Genomic DNA, 23,989 nt, shown 5'->3' with positions numbered 1-23,989 from the left:
GTGTGTGTTTTTCGTTGCCGGGCGGCTGTGGCCGCTGCAGAGGCATCGGCTGTCTACAGCAGCAAGCGTGCCAGTTTGTAAAGTATTGTATTCATTGCGCTTGTCCCGATTCGTTGCCCCGCCTGGTGGACGAATTCGTCCATTTTTCGATTTTTTGATGGATGAATCCGGACGCCATCTCCGCTCGTCTTTCTTGTCATTTTGAAAGTCGTTGGCATAATGCCTTGCCATATTCGGCGCGCCAGCCTGGCGCGTCCTTTGCTCAAGGTCGCCATGGACATTTCCGCGCACGATGTTTCTCCGCTTTCCGTCCCGCCTGGTCCGGCCGAGCGGGCGATAGGCCAGTCGGCGGTTTTCCAGCGTTTGCTGCAACTGGTGCGGCGGGTGGCGCCGACCGACAAGACGGTGTTGATCTGGGGGCCCACGGGCGCGGGCAAGGAGGTCATCGCCCATGAGCTGCACCGCCACAGCCTGGTGGCGGGCCAGCCTTTCATCGATTTGAACTGCGCGGCGATTCCCGAGCACCTGATGGAGGCCGAGCTGTTCGGCCACGCCCGCGGCGCCTTCACCGGCGCGCAAGGCAGCCGCGTCGGCCTGCTGGCCCAGGTGGGCCGGGGCACGCTGTTCCTGGATGAGATCGGCGAGCTGCCGCTGGCCTTGCAGCCCAAGCTGTTGCGGGTGCTGGAAACGCGCAGCTTCCGCCCGCTGGGTTCGGCCGAGCCGCAGCATTTCGCCGGCCGCGTGGTGGCCGCCACCCATCGCGACCTGCAGGCGGCGGTGCGCGATGGCCGTTTTCGCGAGGATCTGTACTACCGCCTGTCGGTGTTCGTGCTCAGCCTGCCGGGGCTGGAGCAGCGCCGCGACGACATCCCTTCTCTGGTCGAACATTTCTCCGCGACGCAGCCGCGCCCGCTGCGCTTCGCTCCCGACGCCGTGTCGCGGCTGCAGAACAGCCGCTGGCCCGGCAACGTGCGCCAGCTGCGCAGCCTGGTGGACAGGCTGGGCGTGTTGTCCGACGGTCCGCTGATCACGGCGGCGGCGCTGGACGAATTCCTCGAGCCGCACGCCCATCCGTGGCAGGCCGACGCGGACGAGTTGGCGGACGCCATGCTGGCCCTGCCGGGCGAGGACAAGCTGGCGGCTGCCGAGACCCTGCTGCTCAATCGGGCGCTGCAGCTGTGCCGGGGCAACAAGGCCGCGGCCGCGCGCATGCTGGGCGTGGGGCGCAAGGTGGTGGAGCGCCGGCTGGGCGCGCGCGAGGACAAGCGCCAGACGCTGCGCCGGCTGCTGGAAGAGGGCGGGAGGCTGCTGGAGGCGGGCGATCTCGAGCAGGCGTCCCGCGTTCTGTCGCGCGGATTGACCTTGCTTGAGGAGGCGGCGCTGCAGCAGGAGGCGAGGGAGGAGCATTTCCACCTGCTGCGCCAATTGGGCATCTGCCACAGCGCGCGGCACGGCTGGTCCAACGGCGAGGCGCTGTCCTGCTACGAGGCGGCGCTGGCTGTGGGCAAGGAATTGGATTGCGAGCCGGAGATCATGTCCATCCTGTTCGGCATCTGGACCAGCCAGCTGATGTCTTTGGAACTGGACCGGGCGCGCGGCACCGCGCAGCAGATGCTGCAGCGCGGCCAGGCGGCCGGCGACGCCAGCGCGCTGGCCGACGCCCATTTCGTGATGGCCAACACCCTGTTCTGGCTAGGCGACCACGCCGAAGTGCTGGCCTGCCTGGAGCGGGGCGGCTTGCTGGGCGGAGGCCCAGGGCGGCGCATGGGCACCCAGGGTTTCGATCTGAGCGGGCTGGTGCTGACCTTCGAGGGGCTGGCGGCCTTCCAACTGGGGCAGTTCGCCCGGGCGCGATGCGCGCTGGAGGCGCTGCTGGCGAGGCGGGCCGGCGAGGAACAGCCCTTCAGCCGCGCCATCGCGCTGCAGGGCGCGGTATGGCTGGCCTGCCTGTTCGAAGACGCGTCGCTGGGCGATCTGGCGGCGCAGATGGAGCAGCTGTCCCGGCAGCACGGCTTCGCCTTCTACCTGGGCGTCGCCCAGTTTTTCCTCGGTTGCGGCCTGGCTAGAGAGGGGCGCGCAGAGGATGCGGAGGCCGCGATGCAAGAGGGCTACCAGGGGCAGATGCTGCGGCATGGCGGCAAGCTGTTCCACTCTTTCTACGCCTGGCGGCGCTGCGAGCTGTTGTTGGCGTCGGGACGGGCGTCCGAGAGCAGGGCGCTGGCCGAGCAGGCGCTGGAGCTGGCGATGGCGCACAAGGAGCGCGCCTATCTGGGCGAGTTGCTGATCGCGCGCGCCAGCGCGCTGAGGGCGCAGGGCGATACCGCCGGCGCCGAGCAAGGCTTGCGCAGCGCATTGACCACCGCGGAAGCCTTGGGCGCGGTGCCGCCCAGAGTGGAGGCCGCGGCCCGGCTGGCGGACCTTTTGGCCGCGTCGGGCAGGGAAGAACAGGCGCGGGAGATGCTGGAAACCACCTTGCGGGCCTGCGATGGCCGCGGGGAGCCGGCCCACCCCGTGCTGCAAAGGGCGCGTCGCCTGCTCGGCGGCTTGCCGGGCGGCCGCGCCGACTACAACGCAACAACAGGTGCAAGCCATGGCTTTTGAACTTTCATCCCGCGATCTGGAACCCTTGCTGCAAGGCGCGTGCTTTTTCGGCAGCGGCGGCGGCGGGACGATGATCTCCGCCCGCCATCTGGCGGCGAATTTCCGCAGCGGCGATTATTACCCGACCGACAAGGTGCGGGTGGTGGACGTGGACGAGGCGACCGACGGCGACTGCGTGATGGTGGCCTATATGGGCGCGCCGGACGCGATCAACCGGGTGCGATGGCCGAACGGGCCGGTGGAGGCCGCGCGCGCCGCGCAGCAACGGCTGGAGTCGCAGGGGCGCAAGCTGGCCTACGTGGCGGCGCCGGAAAGCGGCGCGCTGGGTTTTGTGGTGGCCAGCCTGGTGGCGGCCAAGCTGGGGCTGGCGGTGGTGGACGCCGACGGCGCCGGCCGCGCGGTGCCGTCCTTGCCGATGCTGACCTACGCCGCCGCCGGCGTGCCGCCTACGCCGGCTTTCCTGGCCGGCGAGAGCGGCTTGTGCGTGGAGCTGGGCGTGCGCATGCCGCCGCCGGACGGCAAGCCGCAGGAAGACGTTTCCACCGTGGTGGAGCAGATGCTGCGTCCCATTCTGACCAATCCGCAGTTCGGACAATTCGGTGGCCTGGCAATGTGGATCATGTCGCCGGAACAACTGGACGGCGCGCTGCCGGTGCGCGGCACCCTGAGCCGGGCGCTGAAGCTGGGCCGCGCGCTGCAGGACGATAAGGTGAAGACCGCGGAGGCGATGCTGGACTTCCTGCGCCGCGAGCTCGACATCAAGGGCAAGCTGCTGTTCGGCCCGGCGACGCTGGCGTCGTCCGAGGTGGCCACCGCCGGCGGCTTCGATTTGGGCAAGGTGAGCCTGGAGGACGGCGAGCGCCGTTGCACGGTGCTGTACCAGAACGAATCGCTGCTGGCTTGGGACAGCGCGGTCTTCCATCCGCTGGCGACCGCGCCGGACGCCATCTGCTACTTTGTCGAAGGCGATGGCCAGCATGTGTTCAGCAACGGCGACCTGTCGGGCGATGACCATGGCTTGGACCCGGCCGTGCGCGGCCGGAAGGCGGCGGTGATCGCATTGCCGGCCGCCGCGCCGCTGCGCAAGGGCCTGATCCTGCAAAGCTTCGTCGACGAACTGGCGCAGCTTGGCTACCTGGGGCCGTACGCGCCGGTGGATGCATGCGTGGAGGGCGCGCGATGAGCTTGCGCATCTGCGTGCTGGTGCCGGTGGGCGTCGATACCTTCAACCAGCCGATACTGGAATCCATCCGCCCGGTTATCCCGGCCGATGTCGAGGTGGAGGTGCGCAACCTGCCGCGCGGTACCAGCCATATCCAGGACCGCATCGACTGGCTGGCCAACGGCCTGGCGGTGGTGGAAACGGCGCTGCAGCTGGAGCGCGAGGGTTTCGACGGCATCTGGCTCAGCGACTTCGACATGTGCGGCGTCGAAGCCGCGCGCGAGGCGGTGAACATCCCCATTGTCGGCGGCTTTCCGACTGCGGCATTCAGCGCGCTGCTGCTCAGCCAGCGCTTCTCCATCGTCACCGTGCTGCAGTCGACGATGGCGATGCAGCATGGCCATGTCCAGGCTTACGGCCTGCAGGATTCGTTCAGCTCGATCCGGGCGATAGACTGCCCGGTGGACCAGCTGTCCAATATGGATGTGGTGGTGCCCAAGGTATACGAATGCGCGCTGGAGGCTGTCCGCCGCGACGGCGCGCAGTCCATCCTGCTTGGCTGCACCGGCTTCGTCGGCGTGGCGCGCCGGGTGGAGCAACTGCTGGAGGCGACGCTGGGCTGCTACGTGCCGGTGATCGACCCCAACCAGGCCGGCTTCAGCTTGCTGCTGTCGCTGGCGCGGATGCGGGTGCGCCCCAGCCGGCTGTGCTACGGCAAGGAGTCGCTGCCGGTGATCACCTCGTTGTCGCGGCAGGCTTGACGGCTTGCTGACGAAAAACCCCCGCTGCGGCGGGGGTTTTCTTTCAGGCGCGGGCTTCGGCCAGCTGCCGTTTGCGGAAGCGCTGGGCCAGCATCGCGCACACCATCAGCTGGATCTGGTGGAACAGCATCAAGGGCAGCACGATGGCGCCGATCGCGTGGCCGGCGAACAGCACCTTGGCCATCGGCACGCCGCTGGCCAGGCTCTTCTTCGAGCCGCAGAACAAGATGGTGATCCGGTCTTCGCGGCTGAAGCCCAGCTTGCGGCCGGTCAGCGAGGTGATCGCCAGCAGGAGGCCCAGCAGGATGGCGTTGACCGCCAGCAGGCCAGCCAGCGCCGCTGGCGGCGTCTGTTGCCACAGTCCGCTGATCACCGCCGCGCTGAACGCGGTGTACACCACCATCAGGATCGACCCCTGGTCCACGTATTTCAGCAAGGCCTTGTGCTTGTCCACCCAGCCGCCTATCCAGCGGCGGGCGATCTGGCCGGCGATGAAGGGCAGCAGCAACTGGTAGACGATGTCCAGCGCAGACCCCATGTTCTGCGCCGCGCCGCTGTGGCTGGCCATCAGCCAGCCCACCAGCAGCGGGGTGATGAAGATGCCCAGCAGGTTGGACGCGGTGGCGCTGCAGATGGCGGCCGGCACATTGCCCTGGGCCATCGAGGTGAAGGCGATCGACGACTGCACGGTGGACGGCAGCATGCACAGGTAGAGCACGCCCAGGTACAGCTCCGGCGTCACCAGCGGCGTCAGCACCGGCTTGAGCAGCAGGCCCAGAAGCGGAAACAGCGCGAAAGTGCAGGCGAGCACGGTCAGGTGCAGCCGCCAGTGGCCGGCGCCGGCCACCACCGCTTCGCGCGACAACTTGGCACCGTGCAGGAAGAACAGCAGGCCGATCGCCAGATTGGTAGCCAAGTTGAAGATCTGCGCGGCCTGGCCGGAGCAGGGCAGCAGGCTGGCAAGCGCGACGGTGGTCAGCAATGCGAGGGTGAAGGAATCCAACAGCTTGGGCATGGCATCGGGCATTCGTTGTTTGATCTTGCTATTGAAGCGCGGATTAATTAAGAATACAAATGCATTTATCTGATCAATTAAAAAGATATTTTTATGAATTTCACGCTGAGACAGCTAAGAGCCTTCTGCCGGGTGGCCGAGCATGCCAGTTTCAGCCGGGCCGGCGATGAGCTGGGCCTGACCCAGCCGGCGGTCAGCCGCGCGGTGCGCGAGCTGGAGCAGGCGCTGGAATTGCGCCTGCTGGACCGCACCACCCGCGAAGTGGCGCTGACCGCGGCCGGCGCGCGGCTGCTGACCAAGCTCAGGCGGGCGCTGGAGGAGTTGGACGAGGTGCTGGACGCCGTGCGCAAGGAGAGCGAGCAGGCGCTGGGCAGCGTCCACGTCGCCAGCAGTCCGACGCTGTCTGCCAGCTTGATGCCAGCCATCGTTTCCGCCTGCCGCGAACGCTATCCGCAACTCGGCCTGCTCCTGCATGATCAGGTCCAGCGCCTGAATGTCGCGGCGGTGCGCGGCGGCGAGGTGGATTTTGGTTTGGTGGTGGAGCCGGAGCCCTGCGACGATCTGGAACAAGAAACGGTGCTGATCGACGACTTCTGGCTGGTGTGCCGCGCCGATCACCCGTTGGCCGCCGGGGAGCGGGTGGAGTGGCGGCAACTGGACGGCGAGGCGCTGGTATTGCTGGACGGCAGTTCCGGCAGCCGGCCGCTGATAGACCAGCTGCTGCGCGAGCATGGCCTGGATTGTCCGGTGGCGCAGCAATTGGGCCATTCCCATTCGGTGTTCCGCATGGTGGCCGCAGGCATCGGCGTCAGCGTGTCGCCGGGGCTTGCAATGCCTTTGCCGGAGAACTGTGGCCTGACGGCGCGTCCCTTGTCGCCGCGGGCCAGTCGCCGCATCGTGCTGATCCGCCGGCGCAATCGCACGCTGTCGCCGGCCGCGGAGCGGGTGTGGAAACTGGTGCTGGAAATGCGCGGACAGTTGCAGGCGCTGGCGCAGGGCGCAGGACAGGCGGGACGGCTTTGATCGGAGGGGAGGGGGCGCCCGGACGCCGCCATTGCAGCGGGTCCTGGCGCCTGGAGCTTACTGGGCGGTGTTGGATGCCCAAACCGGGATCTTCGGCTCGTAGATCACCAGGTTGCCGTCATCCTGCATGGTGACGAAACATCCGGGCTTGCCGTTGGTGCCGGATGCCCACAGCGCTTTGCCGTGGAAGTCGTACAGCACAAAGTTGCCATCGGTCTGCATGATGGCGCGCATGGCGTCCTTGCCATTGGTGTTGGAGGCCCACAGCGGATGGTGGTTGGCCATCCGGTACAGCACCAGGTTGCCGTCGCTTTGCAGAATCAGCTGGTAGGCGCCGTTGGTCGACAGCAGGTATTCGTTGATGCCCAGGACCTGATTGGGGAGAAGGGTGCTTGCCATGTTGCCACTCCTTGAAATGAGGTTGTCAGGAAAAGCTGAGGCAGAAAGCGATGTGGATTGCGGTTGGCCAAGTTTTACAATGCCAGCTGCCATCCACATGCTGGTCGCATGGTATTTCCAATCCGGCGGCGGCGCAATATATAAATTCCTGGAATGTAGATATTTGAGCGTGAAATATGGATTTCATGTCTTAAAGTACAGCTTTATTATTTTTCGACTTGATTTTTTAGCATGGTTGTATAGTTTTGAAACGCTTTTCTGAAATGTCGGAATTGCTATCTTGATAATTAGGCGCAGTGTTTTTGTGTAACAATTTCAGGTTGATTCTGAATAATTAAAAATGTGATTGTTCATCGTTCTGATTCAGTTTTCGTTTTTCCGGAATGTATTTCATTGAGTTTCGGAAAGTGGCATGTGCTGGATTTGGAGAGGCTCTGTTGCCCAAATCCGCGCGCTGAAGGCTTGGTAAGCTAGCAGCATGACCAAGCCTGCTTCGAAACAGTATCGACCGCTAACTGGCAAGCCTGCAAGCAAGCCCTGATCCAGCGCGGCTCGCTGTCCATCTGGCTGGATGTGAACATGAAGTGGCAGGCAAGATCGCAAGTAAAGCGAGGTCGGGCGCAGACCTGCAGCGATGCGGCCATTCAGTTCTGCTTGACCGTCAAGGCCTGCTCGGTCTGACGTTGCGACAGACCATCGGTTTCATCCAAAGCCTGTTCAAGCTGGCGGGCCTGGCTGAATGAGCCGATACAAAAGCGGGCAAGACCAATGGCCTTGCCCGTTTCGCTTGCGGCCTGCCGCCGCCGCGATGGCCTTAATAGCCCAGCAACTGCCAAACGCCATCGGTTTCATTGGCGAAAGTGGTGGCAGTTTCCAGCGTGCGGGTCTGGTAGTTGGACGCGCGCGAGGCGATATGTACTTCTACGCGGCCGCTCGGGGTGTTGGCGGTCTTGATGAAGGCCAGGTCATTGTTGGTCAGCAGCTGCCAAGTGCCGTCGTTTTCGTTGCCGAAGGTGGTGGCGGTTTCCAGCGTGCGGGTCTGATAGTTGGACGCGCGCGAGGCAATGTGCACTTCTACGTTGCCGCTCGGGGTGTTGGCGGTCTTGATGAAAGCCAGATCGCCGTTCGCCAGCAACTGCCAGGTGCCGTCGGTTTCGTTGCCGAAGGTGGTGGCGGTTTCCAGCGTGCGGGTCTGATAGTTGGAGGCGCGCGAGGCGATGTGCACTTCAACGCGGCCGCTCAGGGTGTTGGCGGTCTTGATGAAGCCCAGATCGCCATTCGCCAGCAGCTGCCAGGTGCCATCGGTTTCGTTGCCGAAGGTGGTGGCGGTTTCCAGAATGCGGGTCTGGTAGCCGGAGACAAGCGAGGCGATGTGCACTTCCACACGGCCGCTCGGGGTATTGGCGGTCTTGATGAAGCCCAGATCGCCATTCGCCAGCAGCTGCCACGTGCCGTCGATTTCGTTGTTGAAGGTGGTGGCGGTTTCCAGAATGCGGGTCTGGTAATTGGAAGCGCCAGAGGCTAGATGAACTTCAACGTGCGCGCTCGGCGTATTCTCGGTCTTGATAAACGCCAGGATGCTGGAGCTATCTAGGCGCTGCAGCCCACGGCTGGTATCGGCCCCCGCGGTTCCTGCGATAAGCAGCGCAAAGGACAGCAGGAAAAAACGAGCATATTTCGCAATCATTCAATATCTCCTTAAGAAAATCATCCATGCAATGAGTATCAATGTTCATCCGTTCACTTGCGCGTTCCCGCTTTGACTCGATTCACCCAGGCTGGCATGTGTTTAGGTTATCATCGCCGCAAGAGTAAAATTACAATAGCATATTAAAAGACTCTAACTATGAATTATTTATTCCGATTGGCTTTGTTGCACAAGCCAGTTAAAGGCTGAACTACCGCAATGCACGGACGGACATATTTCATGCGTACCGTTTTCGGCCTACCCGGATCCGTAAGGCGATTCAGAATCGCTGCATAGATTTGAAGCTCTGCCACTTGCCGGTCAAAGTCACATGGCTTAGCCGCAAACCAAAGAAGCACTTAATGGTGAGATGGAAATGAATTGAGGCATCAGAGAAAGTTGGCTGGCATCCCCGCTTGCCAGTGGCTGGAGTCAGTCAGTTCATCCCCTTGTCGAGCCCGTGGAGTAGCTGCCCTCGCTGCTTGAGGAATTGATTGTAGGACTGCCAGTTGGTGGTCTGGCAATTGGGATGGGGACTTGCTCATGCCGTCATTCTACAAAACACGAAGAGGTGCTGATTTGTGCAACAAAGCCGATCTAGTCACAAAAATGGCGTAGATTTTTGTGTTGTGATTTTAATTTTAACTGATTGAGTTTTCATGAAATAAATAGGTGCATCATTGCGATGTGCCGATATTTTTTGCCGATGAGACGCATGTGACATCTATATAGATATTCAGACGAGTATCAATCTGGGGTTAATATCGGTGAGAATGGGTGGTTTAAAAGCGAATTTCATGTCAACATTCGCTACTAAGTTATTGATTTGTATGTGCTGGAGTGTGCTGATATGAGTCTGGCTAGGGGTGGATTTTTCGACTGATTTTGTCGGTAGGTATATGATTATTATGAGCAAAACATCAATTCTATTTGTCTGTCATGGCAATATCTGTCGATCTCCAACTGCTGAAGGTGTGATGCGGAAGCGGCTAGCCGGGATGGGGTGGGCGGATCGGGTCCGGCTGGACTCGGCCGGCACCCATGGTTATCACATCGGGGAAGCGCCGGACGCGCGCAGCATGCGCGCTGCCGCCAGGCGGGGCTACGATCTTTCCGCGCAGCGGGCCCGCCAAGTGGCTGATGAAGATTTCTCTGATTTCGATCTGATCCTGGCCGCGGATCGCCATAATCTGGACGACCTGCGCCGGCGTTGTCCCGAGGGGCTGAGCGATCGCCTGCATCTGATGCTGGAGCCGTTGGGGCAAGATCGGGAGGTGCCGGATCCGTATTACGGCGGCGATCGGGGCTTCGAGCAGGTGCTGGACCTGCTGGAGGCCGCCTGCGACGCCTGGCTGGCCAGGATAGAAGCCGGATTGCGCTGAACGCCTGACCGGAGGCGGCGCTCCTGCTAAGCTATTTGAAACAACCCAGTCACGCCTGGGCGGGCCGAAGCCGACGGCCGCGCGGGCGAACTCTGTCTGCAAGGTAAAAACATGGCCTTGACTTCGCGAGAGCGAGCGAACAAGACTCCTTTGGAAATCGTCCCCAGCCACAGCGCGGACGTGATTCTGCCGCGCCAGCCGACCAAGACGCCGCTGGCCAGCCAGACCGTCATCGTCATCGGCTCCTCCACTGGCGGCACCGAGGCATTGCGCGCACTGCTGACCACGCTGCCCGCCAATATGCCGCCGATTCTGATCGCCCAGCACATGCCGGAAATGTTCACCCATTCGTTCGCGCAGCGGCTGGACTCGCTGTGCCGCTTGCGGGTGAAGGAGGCGGAGGACAATGAAAGGCTGCAGCCCGGCACCGTCTACATCGCGCCCGGCCATTCCCATTTGTTGATCAAGAGCGCGCCGACGATAGGCTACAGCACCTCGTTGAACAACGGCCCTGCGGTGAACCGCCATCGGCCGTCGGTGGATGTGCTGTTCCGCTCCGCCGCCAATCTGGTCGGCAAGAACAGCATAGGCGTCATCCTGACCGGCATGGGGCGTGACGGCGCCAACGGCATGCTGGAGATGCGGCAGGCCGGTGCCTGGAACATCGCTCAGGACGAGGCGAGCTGCGTGGTGTTCGGCATGCCCAAGGAGGCGATCGCCGTCGGCGCCACCCACGAGGTGTTGGCGCTCGGCAGCATCGCCCAGCGGCTGGTCATGCTGGCTCACCAGCGCCAGCCATCGGTATAACCATAATAAGAAGCATTGGATTCCATGAAGTATCTTCCGATTCTGGTGGTCGAAGACGACGCGGATTTGCGCGAGGCCATCATCGATACGCTGTCGCTGGCCGGTTATCCGACGCTGGAGGCCGCCGACGGCGGCTCCGCCCTGCAGAAACTGGCCAAGGAGCCGGTGGGGCTGATCATTTCCGACGCGCAGATGGCGCCGATGGACGGCTACGATTTGTTCGAGGAGGCGAAGAAGCGCTATCCCGGCGTGCCTTTCATCCTGATGACGGCTTATGGCGTGATCGAGCGCGCGATCGAGCTGTTGCGGGCCGGCGCCGCCCATTATCTGCTTAAGCCCTTCGAGCCGCAGAGCCTGCTCGCCGAGGTGGCGAAGCATCTGCTGGCGATGCCGGGCGACGACGGCGGCGAAGTGGTGGCGGAGTCCGCCGCGATGCGCCAGTTGTTCGCGCTGGCGGGCAGAGTGGCGCAGAGCGACGCCAGCGTGATGATTTCAGGCCCCAGCGGCAGCGGCAAGGAAGTGCTGGCGCGCTACATCCATCGCCATTCCCGGCGCGGCGCGGGGCCTTTCGTCGCCGTCAACTGCGCGGCGATCCCGGACAATCTGCTGGAGTCCACGCTGTTCGGCCATGAGCGCGGCGCCTTCACCGGAGCGGCGCAGGCGTTGCCCGGCAAGTTCGAGCAGGCTCAGGCGGGCACCATTCTGCTGGATGAAGTCACCGAGATGCCGCTGCCGCTGCAGGCCAAGCTGCTGCGGGTGCTGCAAGAGCGCGAAGTGGAGCGGATAGGCAGCACCCGGGCCATCAAGCTGGACATCCGCGTGCTGGCCACGTCCAACCGCGATTTGCAGGCGGCGGTGGAGGCGGGAAATTTCAGGGAAGACCTGTATTTCCGTCTGAATGTTTTTCCTTTGCGGATACCCGCGCTGGCCGAGCGCCAGGATGATATCCTGCCATTGGCACGATTCCTGCTTAAAAAACATGCGGAGGCCGCCGGGCGGGCGTCTTTGGTATTTTCCAGGGATGCGGAACGTCATTTGACGGCCTATAGTTGGGAGGGTAACATCCGCGAACTGGATAATGTCGTGCAGCGGGCGGTCATTCTTGCCGCCGGGGCGGAAATTCTTGCCGCCGACCTGATGCTGGGCGATATTGCAGGCGTGGGGCAGTTTACCCGAGCGGAGTCCGAATCGGACAGTTCGGTGTCGGGTGAAACCGACATGAAAACCCTTGAGAAACGCCATATTCTGGAAACATTGGCGGCGGTCGGCGGCGTGAAGAAGCTGGCTGCGGAGAAACTGGGCATCAGCGAGCGCACTTTGCGCTATAAATTGCAGCGTTACCGTGATGAAGACGCTGAGGATGCCGGTGGAGATGTTCCGGAGGGAAATGGCACGGAGTAGCCATGTCAGTCAATAATATCGACCAGTTGCTGGGCGAGCTGAAAAGCGCGGCGGCGCTGGCTTCAGGCAAACAGCCGCAGGCGACTCAGCAGACGCCGCAGGTCGACTTTTCCGACGTGCTCAAATCAACGATAGAGCAGGTCAATTCGGCGCAGCAGACATCGGAGGAGATGCAAAAGCAGTTTCAGCTGGGCGACAACAAGGAGGTCAATCTGCAGGACGTGATGGTGTCGCTGCAGAAAGCCAGCCTGTCGTTCCAGACGATGGTTCAGGCGCGAAACAAGCTGGTCAGCGCCTATCAGGAAATCATGAATACTCAAGTCTAGCGCTGCCTTGCCACGGCCTGGCGGCGGTGGACCTAAACCATAAACCACCGTATGGCTGATCTGGCAGAAGAAAACGCTACTCCAGTTTGGCGCGCGCGACTGAATGAAGCGGGTGATCGCTTCAAGGCGCTGCCGAATAACCGAAAAATCCTGTTTCTTACGGCGCTGGCCGCGATTTTCGCCGTCGTCGTCGGCGCGGTGATCCTCAACCGCACGCCTTCCTACAAGATACTGTTCTCCAATCTGGCCGATCGCGATGGCGGCCAGGTCACGGCCGCGCTGCAGCAGATGAACATCCCCTATCAGCTGGGCGAGGGGGGCGTGGTTTCCGTGCCGGCGGACAAGGTTTACGATGTCCGGTTGAAGCTGGCGGCCCAGGGCTTGCCCAAGGCCAGCGGCGTCGGCTTCGAGCTGATGGACAATCAGAAGTTCGGCATCAGCCAGTTTGCCGAGCAGGTCAATTACCAGCGTTCCATCGAGGGCGAGCTCGCCCGCACCATCGAGGCCGTTTCCTCGGTGCAGAGCGCCCGCGTCCACATCGCCACCCCCAAGCAGAGCGTGTTTGTCCGCGAGCAGCAATCGCCCACCGCCTCGGTGATGCTGCAGCTGTATCCGGGGCGGATGCTTGACGGCGGCCAGGTGGCGGGCATTCTGCACCTGGTGTCCAGTTCGGTGCCGAACCTGCCGCTGAAGAACGTCACCATCGTCGATCAGGACGGCAATCTGCTGTCCAAGCAAACCGGGCCCGACGACAATTCGGGCCTGGATCAGCGCCAGCTGGGTTTCGTGCGCCAGATCGAGGAAGGTTACGTCAAGCGGATCGAAGACATCCTGGAGCCCATCTTCGGCCACGGCAACGCCCGCGCCCAGGTGACGGCCAACGTCGACTTTTCCGAAACCGAGCAGACCTCGGAGACCTACCGGCCCAACTCCAATCCCAACCCTTCGGCCACCCGCAGCCAGCAGATCAGCGAGAAACTGGTCAATGGTTCGGCGAACCCCACCGGCGTTCCGGGCGCCTTGTCCAACCAGCCGCCGTCCGCGGCGTCGGCGCCGATCACGCTGCCGCCGGGAGCCGCGCCGGGAACCGCCAATCTGTCCGGCTTGGGCGTCAGCGCCAGCGGCACGCTGCAGCGCGACATCACCACCAATTACGAAGTCGACAAGACCATACAGCACACCAAGGTGCCCACCGGCGTGGTCAAGCGCCTGTCGGCCGCCGTGGTGGTCAATTACCGCCGGATGCCGGACAAGAGCGGCGAGATGAAGCCGACGCCGCTGACGCCGCAGGAAGTGCAGCAGATCAACAATCTGGTGAAGGAGGCGATGGGTTACAACACCGGACGCGGCGACACGCTGAACGTGGTCAACGCCGCCTTCGCTGACAATGCCCAGCCCGTCACCATGCAGGAGCGGGTGATCGACTACGTCAGCGGCAACGGCACCAGCCTGATCAAGTACGGCCTGCTGGCGATCGCGGTGCTGTACTTGCTGTTCGGCGTGGTGCGTCCCGTCATGCGCGATCTGGTCAGGCCGCCGGCGCCTGCGGGCGGCGCGGAGGGCGAGGCGGGCGCCGCCGGCGCTGTGGGCACCGGGGGACGTTTGCTGGGCGTGGCCGGAGAAGAAGGCGAGCCCGGCGCCGCGATGGCCGGCGCCGGCGAAGACCCGCGCGAAGCGCAGAAGCGCCAATACAGCAGCAATCTGGAAGCCGTGCGCGAGCTGGTGAAGTCTGATCCGCGCATGGCCGCCCAGGTCATCAAGGAATGGATAAGCGCCGATGAGTGATAACGGAATACGCAAAAGCGCCGTGCTGCTGTTCAGTCTCGGCCAGAACGAGGCGGTCGAGGTGTTCAAGTATCTCGGCCCCAAGGAAGTGCAGAAGATTTCCCTGGCGATGGCGGCGATCAACAACCTCAGCTACGAGCAGATCGACGAGGTGGTGGCTGAATTCCGCAAGGAGTGCGACGCGCGCGCCAGCATCGGCGCGTCCGACGAATATCTGCGCAACGTGCTGATCGAGGCGCTGGGGCCGGACAAGGCCGCCAACCTGCTGGACAAGATCATGCAGGGCAACGATCACAGCGGCATCGAGAGCCTGAAGTGGATGGACCCGTCGTCCGCCGCCGATCTGATCCGCCACGAGCACCCGCAGATCATCGCCACCATCCTGGTGCACCTGGAGCCGGATCTGTCCAGCTCCATCCTGGCCTTCTTCCCGGAGCGGATGCGCAACGAGGTGCTGATCCGGACTGCGACGCTGGAAGGCGTGCAGCCGCAGGCTCTGCGCGAACTCAACGACGTGCTGACGCAACTGCTGTCGGGTTCCGACCGCATCAAGAAAAGCGCGTCCGGCGGCGTCAGCCTCACCGCGGAAATCCTCAACTTCATGGGCGGCAACGTCGAGGCGTCGGCGCTCAGCTTCATCCGCGAGTACGATCCCGAGCTGGCCCAGCGCATCCAGGACAAGATGTTCGTGTTCGAGAACCTGCTGGACATCGACGACCGCTCGATCCAGACGATTCTGCGCGAAGTTCAGTCCGACTCTCTGGTGATCGCGCTGAAAGGCACCAGCACCGATCTCAAGGAAAAGATCTTCCGCAACATGTCCCAGCGCGCGGCGGAAATGCTGCGCGACGATCTGGAGTCCAAAGGACCGGTCAAGCTTTCCGAAGTGGAGGCCGAGCAGAAGGAAATCCTCAAGGTGGTGCGCAAGCTCGCCGACGACGGCCAGATCGTGCTAGGCAGCAAGGGCGGCGATGAAGGCCTCATCGAGTAACGGACCCATCATTTCCGGCGAGGACTTGGAGAGCTGGAGCAGTTGGAGCCCGGCATCGCTGGATGGCTTCACCCAGGCGCTGTCCCCGGCCCAATTGGTGGCGATGGCGCAGATGCGCCGCCCGGGCGCCAGCCTGGCCGAGCGCATCTCAGCCTCCGAATCCGAACCATCTGCGCCGATTCCGCTGGCGGAAGCCGAAGCGTTGGCCGAGCAGGCCGAGGCTGAAACCGAGGAAGCCGAGCCGGAAGCGCCGGCATTGGGCTACCCCACCGCCGCCGAGCTGGAGGCCATCCATCAGGAAGCCTGGCAGACGGGCCATGACGCCGGCCTGGAGGCGGGACGGACGGAAGGGTTCGAGCAGGGCTTGCAGGCTGGGCGGGAGCAGGGTGAGGCGGATGCGCGCGCCGAGCACTTGCCCAGGCTGGAGCAGGCTTGGCAGGCGTTGAGCGAGATGGGCGCGAGCTTTTCCGGCGAACTGGCCCAGATGGAGCAGGCGCTTTCCCAGGATGTGCTGCGTCTTGCCTGGGGGCTGGCCCAGAAGCTGGTGCAGCAGAAGATAGATCAGGACGAGCAGGTTTTGCTGCCGCTGTTGCAGGCGGCGCTGGCGGAGCTACCGTCCACGCTGGCCAGCGCCCGTTTGCGCGTCAACCCGGCAGATTTGGCCGCCGCGCGCGAATTCCTGCGGCAGGAAACGCCGGAGACGGCGTGGCAGTGGGTCGAGGATCCGCAGATGCGTCGAGGGGGCTGCGTGATCGACGCCAGTTCTGTGCGGCTGGATATGGCGCTGGAGACCAGGCTGGCGGCGCTGAGCCGGGCGCTGGGGCTGGAGGATGGAGATGAGCGACAGCCTGATTGAGCGCCAGCGCGACTGGCTGGCGTCCTGCGGCGCGGCGGCTGAGACAGCCAAGCTGTGGCAGCCTTGCGGCCGGCTGGTCCGCGTCACCGGGATGGTGATGGAGGCGGTGGGCATCAAGCTGCCGGTAGGCGGCGCCTGCCGCGTGGCATTGGCGGACGACCATTCGGTGGAAGCCGAGGTGGTGGGCTTCTCCGGCGACAAAGTGTTCCTGATGCCGCTCTCCAATGTTCATGGCTTGCTGCCCGGCACGCCGGTATTTCCCTTGCCGTCTTTCAATCCTCCGCGCTATGGCCATGATGGCGGCGCGGCGCCGGCCGCCAATGGCGCGGTGGGCCGCCAGGTGCCGGTGGGCGCCAGCCTGCTCGGCAGAGTGCTGGATTCGTTGGGGCGGCCGCTGGACGGCCTGGGTCCCATCCATCCCGAGGCCTGGTTTCCCTTGTACAGCCAGCCGATGAACCCCTTGCACCGCACGCCGGTGCACGATGTGCTGGATGTGGGCGTGCGCGCGATCAATGGCTTGCTGACGGTTGGGCGCGGCCAGCGCCTGGGCCTGTTCGCCGGTTCCGGCGTCGGCAAGTCGGTGCTGCTGGGCATGATGGCGCGCTTCACCAAGGCCGACGTGGTGGTGGTGGGGCTGATCGGCGAACGGGGCCGGGAAGTGAAGGACTTCATCGAGAACATTCTGGGCGAGGAGGGGCGCGCCCGTTCCGTGGTGGTGGCCGCGCCCGCCGACATGCCGCCGCTGATGCGGCTGCACGGCGCCGCTTACGCCACCGCGCTGGCCGAGTATTTTCGCGCCCAGGGGCTGGATGTGCTGCTGCTGATGGACTCGGTCACGCGTTACGCGATGGCGCAGCGCGAGATCGCGCTGGCCATCGGCGAGCCGCCGGTGACCAAGGGCTACCCGCCGTCGGTGTTCGCGCGGCTGCCGCAGCTGATCGAGCGCGCCGGCAACGGCGAGGAGGGGGGCGGCTCCATCACCGGCTTCTACACCGTTTTGTCCGAAGGCGACGATCAGCAGGATCCGATCGCCGACTCGGCCCGCGCCATTCTGGACGGCCACTTCGTGTTGTCCCGCGATCTGGCCGAGGCAGGTCACTATCCGGCGATAGACATCGAGCAGTCGATCAGTCGGGTGATGGTGGACGTGGTGCCGCAGCAGCAGATGGAGCTGGCCCGCCATTTCAAGCAGCTGTATTCCCGTTATCAGCGCAATCGCGACCTGATCAGCGTCGGCGCCTACGTCTCAGGCTCCGATCCGGTGCTGGATGACGCCATGCGCCGCCAGCTGCCCATGGTCAGCTTCCTGATGCAGCCTATGCACGAGTCGCACGATTACGCCTCCTGCTGCCAGCAGCTGGCCGGCGTGATGGCCTGAGCCTGACTCATGGCGACCAGCAAGTACGAGCTGCTGATTCATCTCGCCGACGAGCGCCAGCAGGCGGCGGCGGAGAGGATGGGCATGGCGCAGAACCGCTTGGCGGAATCCCGCTCGCGTCTGGATCAACTGCACGCTTTTCGCGAGGAGTACAGGCAGCGGCTGGTGAGCGGCGGCGGGCAGGGCATCTCCATCATCCAGTACCAGGACTTCCGCCGCTTTCTGTCCCGGCTGGACGATGCGATGGTCCAGCAGCAGCAGGATGTCGACCGCTGCGCGCAGCGCTTCGTGATGGAGCGCCAGGCCTGGCAGATGGAATACAAGAAGTTCAAGGCCTACGAGAAGCTGTTGCAGCGGGAGCGGGAGCGGGAGGCGCAGAAAGAGGCCAGGCTTCAGCAAAAGCAGACGGATGAATTCGCCACCCGCCAATTCTGGGATCGCTCCCGCGGCCACGACTCCTGACTTGGCACGCTCCTTGCTTTAATTTGTCTCGTTCTACTCAGTCGAGACATCGTCATGACCATCATTGTGAATACACCGGCGACCAAGGCCGGCCCGGCTGCCGCCACCGGCGCCGCGGGCGCGGCGGGTTCGGCTGCCAATGCCGCGGGCGGCGGCGCGGCAGGGGATTTGTTCGCCAGTTTGCTGGGCATCCAGATGGGCATGATCGGCGCGACGCTGCCGGGAGCTACGGACGGCAGCGTTTCCCACGAGGATAAGCCTGCCGACGACAAGTCCGCGGCCAAGAGCGATGATGGCGACGCCAGCCTGCAGGCCGCATTGGCGATGCCGATGCTGACGGCGCTGCAGGTTCAGCCGCAGCAGGCCGAAGTCAAGGCTCCGCCCCAGGACCTGCTTGCCCAGCAAGCGACGGCCAAGCTCGATCCAGCGCTGTTGTTGTCGACGGCCAAGCAAGACTTCAACTGGAAAGAGGGTCAGCAAAAATTGCCGGACCCGGATGCCTCGGCCGCGCAATTCTTGCCGCTGCAGCAATTGCAGCAGCAAGCGCAGCCTCAGCAATCCACCCATGTCCAAGCGGCCAACGCCAACATGCCGCAGCTGACCTTGCCGCAAACGCTGACCGACCCGAACTGGGGCAAGGCGCTGGGAGAGCAAGTGATGAGCATGGTCAGTCTGAAAATGGACAAGGCCCAGATCCAGCTGAATCCGCCGCAGTTGGGGCCGATCGAGGTGACGTTGAAGATGAATGGCACCGACCAGGCTCAGGTATTGTTCACGGCGGCGGTGCCGGCGACCCGCGAAGCGCTGGAAAGCAATATGCACCGCCTGAGTTCCATGCTCTCTTCCAACGGCATCCAACTGACCGATTCCCAGGTTTCCAGCGGCAATTCCGGCCAGCAGCACCAAGCTTACCAACAGAAGAAAGGGCATTCCCAGCCCATCGTCGGAGAGACCGAAGGCGTGGATGCGTTGAGCGTGATCAAGACCGCGCGCGGCATACTCAGCATCTTTGCTTGACCCGATTTGAGATTGACACTGTTCAGCAGGCCGAGAAAACAGGAAAATATGGCCGGGAAATCGTTTAAGATTTCACTAGGAACTCCATAAAGAACAGGTCATAACTTATGTCGGATGATAAAAAGGCGGACAAGGCGGAAAAAAAGGCGGGAGGAGGCGGCAACAAGCTGATGCTGATCGTCATCATTCTGCTGATTCTGGTGCTGGGCGCCGTGGGGGCCTTGGCTGCCTATATGTTCACCAATATGAACAAGCCGGCGGGGGCTCAGGCCGAGCAGGTTCATGAAAAGCCGAAGAAAAAACACGATGGGCCGCCGATCTTCGAAAAGATGGATACCTTCGTGGTCAACCTGGCCGGCAATGACGGCAGTTTGCTGCAGATCGACATGCAGGCCGAGCTTGGCGACGAGGAGGCCAAGAAGAAGTTCACCGATTACGCGCCCAAGGTCCGCAGCGCCGTGATCCTGCTGCTGTCGTCCAAGACCGCGGCCGAGGTCAGCACCGCCGAAGGCAAGGTCAAGCTGAAGGCGCAGGTCAAACAGATCATCAACGAGGCGATGGACGCGGGCGAGGAGCCCGTGGTCGACAGCGTCCTCTTCACTTCCTTCATCATCCAGAAGCAGTAGGCGCGCCATGGGCGACGATATTCTGTCCCAGGAAGAGGTAGACGCCCTACTGCGGGGCGTCTCCGGCGAGGACGAAGACGAGGAAGGCGGGCAGGATGGCCAGGGTGTCCGAGGCTATGACATCGGCCGGCAGGAGCGCATCGTACGCGGCCGGATGCCGACGCTGGAAATCATCAACGAACGCTTCGCGCGCAATTTGCGCATCGGCCTGTTCAACTTTCTGAGGCGCAACGCGGAAATCTCGGTTGGTCCGGTGCGGGTGCAGAAGTACAGCGAATTCATCCGCAATCTGGTGGTGCCGACGAACCTGAACCTCGTCCACGTCAAACCGATGCGTGGAACCGGCTTGCTGATCTTCGATCCCGACCTGGTGTTCCTGATCGTCGACAATCTGTTCGGCAGCGATGGCCGCTATCACGTGCGGGTGGAGGGCCGGGATTTCACCCCGACCGAGCAGCGCATCATCCATCGCCTGCTGGAAGTGGTGTTCGCCGAATGCCAGAAAGCCTGGGAGCCGGTTTATCCGATCGAATTCGTCTACCTGCGCTCGGAAATGAACACCCAGTTCGCCAACATCGCCACGCCCACCGAAGTGGTGGTGGCGATGACATTCCATATCGAATTGGGCGCGGGCGGCGGCGACTTCCACATCTGCCTGCCGTACTCTATGGTGGAGCCGATCCGCGACTTGCTGTCCAGCACGATGCAGGCCGACCGCACCGAGGTGGACAACCGCTGGGTCAATCTGATGACCCACCAGGTGCAGGCGGCCGAGGTGGAGCTGGTGGCCAGCCTGGCGCATGCCAAGGTGACGCTGGGGCAGATACTGAATCTGAAGAACGGCGATGTGGTGATGATAGAAATACCGGAGCGGGTGGAGGCCGACGTGTCCGGCATCCCGGTGTTCGAGGCAAGCTACGGCACCGTGCAGGGCCGATACGCGCTGAAGGTGGAAAAGATACTGGCGGGGACCAACGAGTTCCTGGAGTCCCCCGGAGAGCATGAGCAATGAGCGAAGAAGAATTGCAGGGCGGCGCGGCCGGCGCCGAAGAGGAAGTGTCGATGGACGACTGGGCCGCCGCGATGGCGGAGCAGGAGACCGTCGAGAGCGCGCCGCCGGCGGAGGCCGAGGCGGTGCCGGCCCAGGGCCTGTTCCAGGAAATCGGCGCTGGGGTCGTGGCTGGCGGTCCGCCCAATCTGGACATGATTCTGGACATCCCGGTCCAACTGACGGTTGAGCTGGGGCGCACCAAGATCGCGATCCGCAACCTGCTGCAACTGGCGCAGGGCTCGGTGGTGGAGCTGGACGGCATGGCCGGCGAACCGATGGACGTGCTGGTCAACGGCTGCCTGATCGCCCAGGGCGAAGTGGTGGTGGTCAACGACAAGTTCGGCATTCGCCTGACCGACATCATCACTCCGGCGGAACGCATACGGCGACTGCAGAAATAATGGATATGGGCAAACTCGTGAAAGTGCGCCTGGCGCTGCGAGGCGCACTTTGCTTTGCGGCGTCTTCGCCGCTGTGGGCGGCGACGGCCGCCGTTCCCACGCCGGTGGCTGCGCCGTCGCCGTTCGCCAGCCTGGTGCAGGTGATCCTGGGTCTGGCGGTGGTGCTGGGCGCCATCATCGGCGTGGCTTGGCTGTTCAAGCGCTTGTCAGGCGGCGCGTTGGGCGGGGCGGGCCGCGTCCGCGTCGTCGGCGGCGCCATGGTCGGTCAGAAGGAGCGGGTGGTGATCGTCGAGCTGGAGGGCGAGTGGCTGGTGCTGGGCGTGACGCCGCAGCAGGTCAATCTGCTCAACAAGATGCCGCGGCCGGAGGGCGCGGAGCCGGAGCGGGCCGAGCCGGCCGAGCCGTTCGCTCGCTGGCTGAAGGCCGCTTTGGACAAGAGCCGCGAGGCGCAGCGGCGGCGGCAGGACAAATGATGAAGAAAAAGATCGTGATCGCTCTGCTGTCCGGCGGAGCGTTGCTGGTGCCGTTGCTGGCGGACGCGGCGGCGGGGCTGCCGCTGATGACCAGCACGCCGGCGGCGGGCGGCGGGCAGAACTACTCGCTCAGCCTGCAGATGCTGCTGTTCATGACGGCGCTGACCTTCATCCCGGCGATGCTGCTGATGATGACGGCCTTCACCCGCATCGTGATCGTGCTGTCCCTGCTTAGGCAGGCGCTGGGCACCACCCAGTCGCCGCCCAACCAGGTGATCGTCGGTCTGGCGCTGTTTTTGACGCTGTTCGTGATGGGGCCAACCCTCGACCAGGTTTACGCCAAGGCCTGGGTGCCGTTCTCCGACGACAAGATCAGCTTCAGCCAGGCGCTGGACGAGGGGAGCAAGCCGATGAAGGTCTTCATGCTGCGCCAGACGCGGGAAAAGGATCTGGCTTTTTTCATCGAGATTTCCCAGTCGCCCAAGCCGCAGAGCAAGGAAGACGTGTCGATGAAGACGCTGATTCCGGCATTTGCCATCAGCGAACTGAAAACCGCGTTCCAGATCGGCTTCATGATCTTCATTCCCTTCATGATCATCGACCTCGTCGTCGCCAGCATCCTGATGGCGATGGGCATGATGATGGTGTCGCCGGTCACCATCTCCTTGCCGTTCAAGATGATGCTGTTCGTGCTGGTGGACGGCTGGACGCTGCTGATGGGCTCGTTGGTGCAGAGTTTCTACACGGGATGACGGCGATGCGGCTGGAGTGTTTGTCGCCGGCGGATCTGCCTGCTTGTCATGCCCTGTTCCGGGCCAGCGTGCATGCGCTGGCCGGCGGCGTTTATACCGGCGAACAATGCCTGGCGTGGGCGCCGGAGCGGATGTGGGACGATGAGATCGAGGCGGTTTGGCGCGCCAGGCTGGAAGGCGCCTGGTCTTGCAAGGCGGTGGCCGATGACGGCCGGCTGGCCGGCTTCGCCTGGTTGAAGCGCGACGGCGAATTCGACATGCTGTATGTCGCGCCTTGGGCCGGCAGGCAGGGTTTGGGCGGGAGAATGGCCGCCGAGCTTGAACGCCGCGCCGCAGAGGCCGGCGTGACGGCCCTCCATGCCTGGGCCAGCCACGCGTCGCGCCCGGTGTTCGAGCGTGCCGGCTACCGGCTGGCGCGCGCCAACCGCGTCGTCCGCGATGGCGTGGAAATCGATAACTGGCTGCTGGCCAAGGGCGGCTGGCGGGAGGAGGGGGCATGAGTCCGGAACTGATCATCAGCATCGTGCAGAACGCGCTGTACATCCTGATCATCGTGTCGGCGCCGGTGCTGCTGACATCGCTGCTGGTGGGCCTGCTGATCAGCATCCTGCAGGCCGCCACGCAGATCAATGAAATGACGCTGACCTTCATCCCCAAGCTGCTGGCGATGTTCCTGGTGCTGGTGCTGGCCGGTCCGTGGATGCTGAACACCCTGATTGAATACACAACCAGGTTGTTCCAGAGCATACCTAGCGTGATCGGCTGATGCTGGCGATCAGCGATATCCAGATCAATGCCTGGGTCGGCGTCTTCGCCTGGCCGTTCGCGCGCATCGTCGGCTTGTTCCTGACGGAACCCATCTTCGCCTACCGCGGCGTGCCGCGCAGCTTCAAGGTTGGGTTCGCGCTGATCCTGACCGTGATCCTGTCGCCGCTGTTGCCGCCGCTGCCCGCTGTGCCGCTGGTATCGGCCGAAGGCATCGCCATCCTTGTGCAACAACTGCTGATCGGCCTGTCCATGGGCTTCGTGATGCGCATCGTGATCAGCGCGGTGGAGCTGACCGGCTTCATCATCGGCGCGCAGACCGGCCTGGGCTTCGCGATGTTCTATGACCCGGTCCATGCCGCCCAGGTGCCGGTGCTGTCGCAGATGCTATCCTTGCTCACCTTCTTCCTTTTCCTCGCCTTCGACGGTCACCACGTGGTGCTGAGCGCGCTGGTGCACAGTTTCCAGGTGCTGCCGATTGGCATGGCCATGCCGGCGCAGGGCATCAAGGCGCTGGTCTTGTGGGGGGGGCATCTGGTCGAGTGGGGGGTGTGGCTGGCGATGCCCATCATCGGCGCGCTGCTGATCACCAACCTGGCCATCGGCGTGATGACGCGGGCGGCTCCCCAGTTCAACATCTTCTCTTTCGGCTTTCCGCTGACCATCATGATAGGTTTCTGCACGCTGTACATGACGCTGCCGATGATGATCCCGGTGATAGAGCGCATGTACCAGATCGGCTTTGACATGATGTTGCGGATGCTGCAGGCCAAGTAGCCGGGCGCGTCTCGTAAAGCCGGACGGCTTTCTGCTAGAATACCGCCAATTTTGATTGACGCTCCGGCGCGCCGCCGGGGCCAGACAACGC

General features: G+C 63.4%; 27 protein-coding genes and 1 pseudogene. 24 read left to right on the top strand and 4 right to left on the bottom strand.

Annotated features, from left to right (window positions below):
* Positions 1 to 53 precede the first annotated feature (53 nt).
* Positions 54 to 275, bottom strand: a complete 222-nt coding sequence (locus BKX93_RS24590) for a hypothetical protein (protein ID WP_144410315.1) — start codon at positions 273 to 275, stop codon at positions 54 to 56.
* Between BKX93_RS24590 and BKX93_RS06490 the strand changes: the two genes are divergently transcribed.
* From BKX93_RS06490 to BKX93_RS06480, 3 genes are read left to right on the top strand one after another with little or no spacing between them, the layout of a single operon-like run.
* Positions 274 to 2,601 (top strand): sigma-54-dependent transcriptional regulator, encoded by a 2,328-nt coding sequence (locus tag BKX93_RS06490; protein ID WP_070981722.1) that lies wholly within the window; start codon positions 274 to 276, stop codon positions 2,599 to 2,601. The two genes, BKX93_RS24590 and BKX93_RS06490, sit on opposite strands and share 2 nt — an antisense overlap.
* A complete protein-coding gene (locus BKX93_RS06485) occupies positions 2,591 to 3,784 on the top strand; it encodes an S-methyl thiohydantoin desulfurase family protein (RefSeq protein ID WP_070979227.1) in 1,194 nt (397 codons plus the stop codon). Before BKX93_RS06490 ends, BKX93_RS06485 begins: the two co-directional genes overlap by 11 nt.
* Complete coding sequence (locus BKX93_RS06480; RefSeq protein WP_046167157.1) at positions 3,781 to 4,524, top strand: aspartate/glutamate racemase family protein; 744 nt, start codon at positions 3,781 to 3,783, stop codon at positions 4,522 to 4,524. The genes BKX93_RS06485 and BKX93_RS06480 overlap by 4 nt, the downstream gene beginning before the upstream one ends.
* Positions 4,525 to 4,567: 43 nt before the next feature.
* Here BKX93_RS06480 and BKX93_RS06475 read toward each other — a convergent pair whose 3' ends face one another.
* Entirely contained in the window at positions 4,568 to 5,539 is a 972-nt protein-coding gene (locus tag BKX93_RS06475; protein ID WP_186009503.1) for a bile acid:sodium symporter family protein, read from the bottom strand.
* Between the two features lie 93 nt (positions 5,540 to 5,632).
* Here BKX93_RS06475 and BKX93_RS06470 point away from each other — a divergent pair, with 93 nt between their 5' ends.
* A complete protein-coding gene (locus BKX93_RS06470; protein WP_070979224.1) occupies positions 5,633 to 6,562 on the top strand; it encodes a LysR family transcriptional regulator in 930 nt (309 codons plus the stop codon).
* A 57-nt stretch (positions 6,563 to 6,619) separates the two neighbouring features.
* On the opposite strand, the gene BKX93_RS06465 is transcribed toward BKX93_RS06470, so the two are convergent.
* A complete protein-coding gene (locus BKX93_RS06465; protein WP_046158289.1) occupies positions 6,620 to 6,961 on the bottom strand; it encodes a hypothetical protein in 342 nt (113 codons plus the stop codon).
* Between BKX93_RS06465 and BKX93_RS25065 the strand changes: the two genes are divergently transcribed.
* Both BKX93_RS25065 and BKX93_RS24585 read left to right on the top strand, forming a co-directional pair.
* Positions 6,960 to 7,223, top strand: coding sequence for a hypothetical protein (locus tag BKX93_RS25065; RefSeq protein WP_186009502.1), 264 nt, complete (start codon positions 6,960 to 6,962; stop codon positions 7,221 to 7,223). The genes BKX93_RS06465 and BKX93_RS25065 overlap by 2 nt on opposite strands.
* 216 nt (positions 7,224 to 7,439) lie before the next feature.
* Positions 7,440 to 7,695, top strand: a pseudogene (locus BKX93_RS24585) (transposase); the annotation flags it as partial.
* 80 nt (positions 7,696 to 7,775) lie between these two features.
* Here the strand turns inward: BKX93_RS24585 and BKX93_RS06460 are convergent.
* Positions 7,776 to 8,648, bottom strand: a complete 873-nt coding sequence (locus BKX93_RS06460) for a hypothetical protein (protein ID WP_070979222.1) — start codon at positions 8,646 to 8,648, stop codon at positions 7,776 to 7,778.
* Positions 8,649 to 9,547: 899 nt separating this feature from the next.
* On the opposite strand from BKX93_RS06460, the gene BKX93_RS06455 reads away from it, so the two are divergent.
* The 18 genes from BKX93_RS06455 (at position 9,548) to fliR (ending at position 23,898) form a co-directional block, all read left to right on the top strand.
* Entirely contained in the window at positions 9,548 to 10,030 is a 483-nt protein-coding gene (locus BKX93_RS06455; RefSeq protein ID WP_425304939.1) for a low molecular weight protein-tyrosine-phosphatase, read from the top strand.
* 111 nt (positions 10,031 to 10,141) lie between these two features.
* Positions 10,142 to 10,837 (top strand): chemotaxis protein CheB, encoded by a 696-nt coding sequence (locus BKX93_RS06450; RefSeq protein ID WP_046167162.1) that lies wholly within the window; start codon positions 10,142 to 10,144, stop codon positions 10,835 to 10,837.
* Between the two features lie 24 nt (positions 10,838 to 10,861).
* Complete coding sequence (locus BKX93_RS06445; protein WP_046157830.1) at positions 10,862 to 12,238, top strand: sigma-54-dependent transcriptional regulator; 1,377 nt, start codon at positions 10,862 to 10,864, stop codon at positions 12,236 to 12,238.
* A gap of 2 nt (positions 12,239 to 12,240) precedes the next feature.
* Positions 12,241 to 12,564 (top strand): flagellar hook-basal body complex protein FliE, encoded by a 324-nt coding sequence (gene fliE, locus BKX93_RS06440; protein ID WP_021477700.1) that lies wholly within the window; start codon positions 12,241 to 12,243, stop codon positions 12,562 to 12,564.
* Positions 12,565 to 12,615: 51 nt separating this feature from the next.
* Positions 12,616 to 14,349, top strand: coding sequence for a flagellar basal-body MS-ring/collar protein FliF (fliF, locus tag BKX93_RS06435; RefSeq protein WP_070979220.1), 1,734 nt, complete (start codon positions 12,616 to 12,618; stop codon positions 14,347 to 14,349).
* Complete coding sequence (fliG, locus tag BKX93_RS06430) at positions 14,342 to 15,340, top strand: flagellar motor switch protein FliG (RefSeq protein WP_046157827.1); 999 nt, start codon at positions 14,342 to 14,344, stop codon at positions 15,338 to 15,340. Before fliF ends, fliG begins: the two co-directional genes overlap by 8 nt.
* A 25-nt stretch (positions 15,341 to 15,365) precedes the next feature.
* The gene (locus BKX93_RS06425) at positions 15,366 to 16,196 is read left to right on the top strand and encodes a FliH/SctL family protein (RefSeq protein ID WP_083340463.1); all 831 of its coding nucleotides are present in this window, start codon (positions 15,366 to 15,368) and stop codon (positions 16,194 to 16,196) included.
* Positions 16,177 to 17,574: a flagellar protein export ATPase FliI gene (gene fliI, locus BKX93_RS06420; RefSeq protein ID WP_046157825.1), complete on the top strand. Its 1,398-nt coding sequence runs from the start codon at positions 16,177 to 16,179 to the stop codon at positions 17,572 to 17,574. Before BKX93_RS06425 ends, fliI begins: the two co-directional genes overlap by 20 nt.
* Before the next feature lie 9 nt (positions 17,575 to 17,583).
* The gene (gene fliJ / locus BKX93_RS06415; protein ID WP_046157824.1) at positions 17,584 to 18,036 is read left to right on the top strand and encodes a flagellar export protein FliJ; all 453 of its coding nucleotides are present in this window, start codon (positions 17,584 to 17,586) and stop codon (positions 18,034 to 18,036) included.
* A gap of 54 nt (positions 18,037 to 18,090) precedes the next feature.
* On the top strand, positions 18,091 to 19,053 hold the full coding sequence (locus tag BKX93_RS06410; RefSeq protein ID WP_052717421.1) for a flagellar hook-length control protein FliK: 963 nt from the start codon (positions 18,091 to 18,093) through the stop codon (positions 19,051 to 19,053).
* Between the two features lie 107 nt (positions 19,054 to 19,160).
* Positions 19,161 to 19,679, top strand: a complete 519-nt coding sequence (locus BKX93_RS06405) for a flagellar basal body-associated FliL family protein (RefSeq protein ID WP_046157822.1) — start codon at positions 19,161 to 19,163, stop codon at positions 19,677 to 19,679.
* 7 nt (positions 19,680 to 19,686) lie between these two features.
* Positions 19,687 to 20,691: a flagellar motor switch protein FliM gene (gene fliM / locus BKX93_RS06400; RefSeq protein ID WP_021477489.1), complete on the top strand. Its 1,005-nt coding sequence runs from the start codon at positions 19,687 to 19,689 to the stop codon at positions 20,689 to 20,691.
* Positions 20,688 to 21,131, top strand: coding sequence for a flagellar motor switch protein FliN (gene fliN, locus BKX93_RS06395; protein ID WP_046167166.1), 444 nt, complete (start codon positions 20,688 to 20,690; stop codon positions 21,129 to 21,131). The genes fliM and fliN overlap by 4 nt, the downstream gene beginning before the upstream one ends.
* Positions 21,132 to 21,136: 5 nt before the next feature.
* Entirely contained in the window at positions 21,137 to 21,604 is a 468-nt protein-coding gene (fliO, locus tag BKX93_RS06390) for a flagellar biosynthetic protein FliO (protein ID WP_144408758.1), read from the top strand.
* On the top strand, positions 21,604 to 22,356 hold the full coding sequence (gene fliP, locus BKX93_RS06385) for a flagellar type III secretion system pore protein FliP (RefSeq protein ID WP_046157839.1): 753 nt from the start codon (positions 21,604 to 21,606) through the stop codon (positions 22,354 to 22,356). The genes fliO and fliP overlap by 1 nt, the downstream gene beginning before the upstream one ends.
* Before the next feature lie 5 nt (positions 22,357 to 22,361).
* The gene (locus tag BKX93_RS06380; protein WP_052717427.1) at positions 22,362 to 22,856 is read left to right on the top strand and encodes a GNAT family N-acetyltransferase; all 495 of its coding nucleotides are present in this window, start codon (positions 22,362 to 22,364) and stop codon (positions 22,854 to 22,856) included.
* The gene (fliQ, locus tag BKX93_RS06375) at positions 22,853 to 23,122 is read left to right on the top strand and encodes a flagellar biosynthesis protein FliQ (protein ID WP_021477494.1); all 270 of its coding nucleotides are present in this window, start codon (positions 22,853 to 22,855) and stop codon (positions 23,120 to 23,122) included. Before BKX93_RS06380 ends, fliQ begins: the two co-directional genes overlap by 4 nt.
* Positions 23,122 to 23,898, top strand: coding sequence for a flagellar biosynthetic protein FliR (gene fliR, locus BKX93_RS06370; protein WP_046157818.1), 777 nt, complete (start codon positions 23,122 to 23,124; stop codon positions 23,896 to 23,898). The genes fliQ and fliR overlap by 1 nt, the downstream gene beginning before the upstream one ends.
* Positions 23,899 to 23,989 lie beyond the last annotated feature (91 nt).

Origin of the sequence: Chromobacterium vaccinii, from assembly GCF_001855275.1 — a bacterium.
GTDB classification, from domain to species: domain Bacteria; phylum Pseudomonadota; class Gammaproteobacteria; order Burkholderiales; family Chromobacteriaceae; genus Chromobacterium; species Chromobacterium vaccinii.
Note: the sequence above shows the minus strand (reverse complement) of the source record. Positions and strands in the feature narration are given on the sequence as shown.

Coding starts and splice junctions, on each gene's coding strand:
- fliE (WP_021477700.1), top strand. CDS start 12,241: ATGTCAGTCAATAATATCGACCAGTTGCTGGGCGAGCTGAAAAGCGCG.
- BKX93_RS24590 (WP_144410315.1), bottom strand. CDS start 275: ATGGCGACCTTGAGCAAAGGACGCGCCAGGCTGGCGCGCCGAATATGG.
- BKX93_RS06490 (WP_070981722.1), top strand. CDS start 274: ATGGACATTTCCGCGCACGATGTTTCTCCGCTTTCCGTCCCGCCTGGT.
- BKX93_RS06380 (WP_052717427.1), top strand. CDS start 22,362: ATGCGGCTGGAGTGTTTGTCGCCGGCGGATCTGCCTGCTTGTCATGCC.
- fliP (WP_046157839.1), top strand. CDS start 21,604: ATGAAGAAAAAGATCGTGATCGCTCTGCTGTCCGGCGGAGCGTTGCTG.
- BKX93_RS06475 (WP_186009503.1), bottom strand. CDS start 5,539: ATGCCCAAGCTGTTGGATTCCTTCACCCTCGCATTGCTGACCACCGTC.
- BKX93_RS06410 (WP_052717421.1), top strand. CDS start 18,091: ATGACCATCATTGTGAATACACCGGCGACCAAGGCCGGCCCGGCTGCC.
- fliJ (WP_046157824.1), top strand. CDS start 17,584: ATGGCGACCAGCAAGTACGAGCTGCTGATTCATCTCGCCGACGAGCGC.
- BKX93_RS06455 (WP_425304939.1), top strand. CDS start 9,548: ATGATTATTATGAGCAAAACATCAATTCTATTTGTCTGTCATGGCAAT.
- BKX93_RS25065 (WP_186009502.1), top strand. CDS start 6,960: ATGTTGCCACTCCTTGAAATGAGGTTGTCAGGAAAAGCTGAGGCAGAA.
- fliQ (WP_021477494.1), top strand. CDS start 22,853: ATGAGTCCGGAACTGATCATCAGCATCGTGCAGAACGCGCTGTACATC.
- fliM (WP_021477489.1), top strand. CDS start 19,687: ATGGGCGACGATATTCTGTCCCAGGAAGAGGTAGACGCCCTACTGCGG.
- BKX93_RS06485 (WP_070979227.1), top strand. CDS start 2,591: ATGGCTTTTGAACTTTCATCCCGCGATCTGGAACCCTTGCTGCAAGGC.
- BKX93_RS06460 (WP_070979222.1), bottom strand. CDS start 8,648: ATGATTGCGAAATATGCTCGTTTTTTCCTGCTGTCCTTTGCGCTGCTT.
- BKX93_RS06465 (WP_046158289.1), bottom strand. CDS start 6,961: ATGGCAAGCACCCTTCTCCCCAATCAGGTCCTGGGCATCAACGAATAC.
- BKX93_RS06445 (WP_046157830.1), top strand. CDS start 10,862: ATGAAGTATCTTCCGATTCTGGTGGTCGAAGACGACGCGGATTTGCGC.
- fliR (WP_046157818.1), top strand. CDS start 23,122: ATGCTGGCGATCAGCGATATCCAGATCAATGCCTGGGTCGGCGTCTTC.
- fliI (WP_046157825.1), top strand. CDS start 16,177: ATGAGCGACAGCCTGATTGAGCGCCAGCGCGACTGGCTGGCGTCCTGC.
- fliN (WP_046167166.1), top strand. CDS start 20,688: ATGAGCGAAGAAGAATTGCAGGGCGGCGCGGCCGGCGCCGAAGAGGAA.
- fliF (WP_070979220.1), top strand. CDS start 12,616: ATGGCTGATCTGGCAGAAGAAAACGCTACTCCAGTTTGGCGCGCGCGA.
- BKX93_RS06480 (WP_046167157.1), top strand. CDS start 3,781: ATGAGCTTGCGCATCTGCGTGCTGGTGCCGGTGGGCGTCGATACCTTC.
- BKX93_RS06450 (WP_046167162.1), top strand. CDS start 10,142: ATGGCCTTGACTTCGCGAGAGCGAGCGAACAAGACTCCTTTGGAAATC.
- BKX93_RS06405 (WP_046157822.1), top strand. CDS start 19,161: ATGTCGGATGATAAAAAGGCGGACAAGGCGGAAAAAAAGGCGGGAGGA.
- fliG (WP_046157827.1), top strand. CDS start 14,342: ATGAGTGATAACGGAATACGCAAAAGCGCCGTGCTGCTGTTCAGTCTC.
- BKX93_RS06470 (WP_070979224.1), top strand. CDS start 5,633: ATGAATTTCACGCTGAGACAGCTAAGAGCCTTCTGCCGGGTGGCCGAG.
- fliO (WP_144408758.1), top strand. CDS start 21,137: ATGGGCAAACTCGTGAAAGTGCGCCTGGCGCTGCGAGGCGCACTTTGC.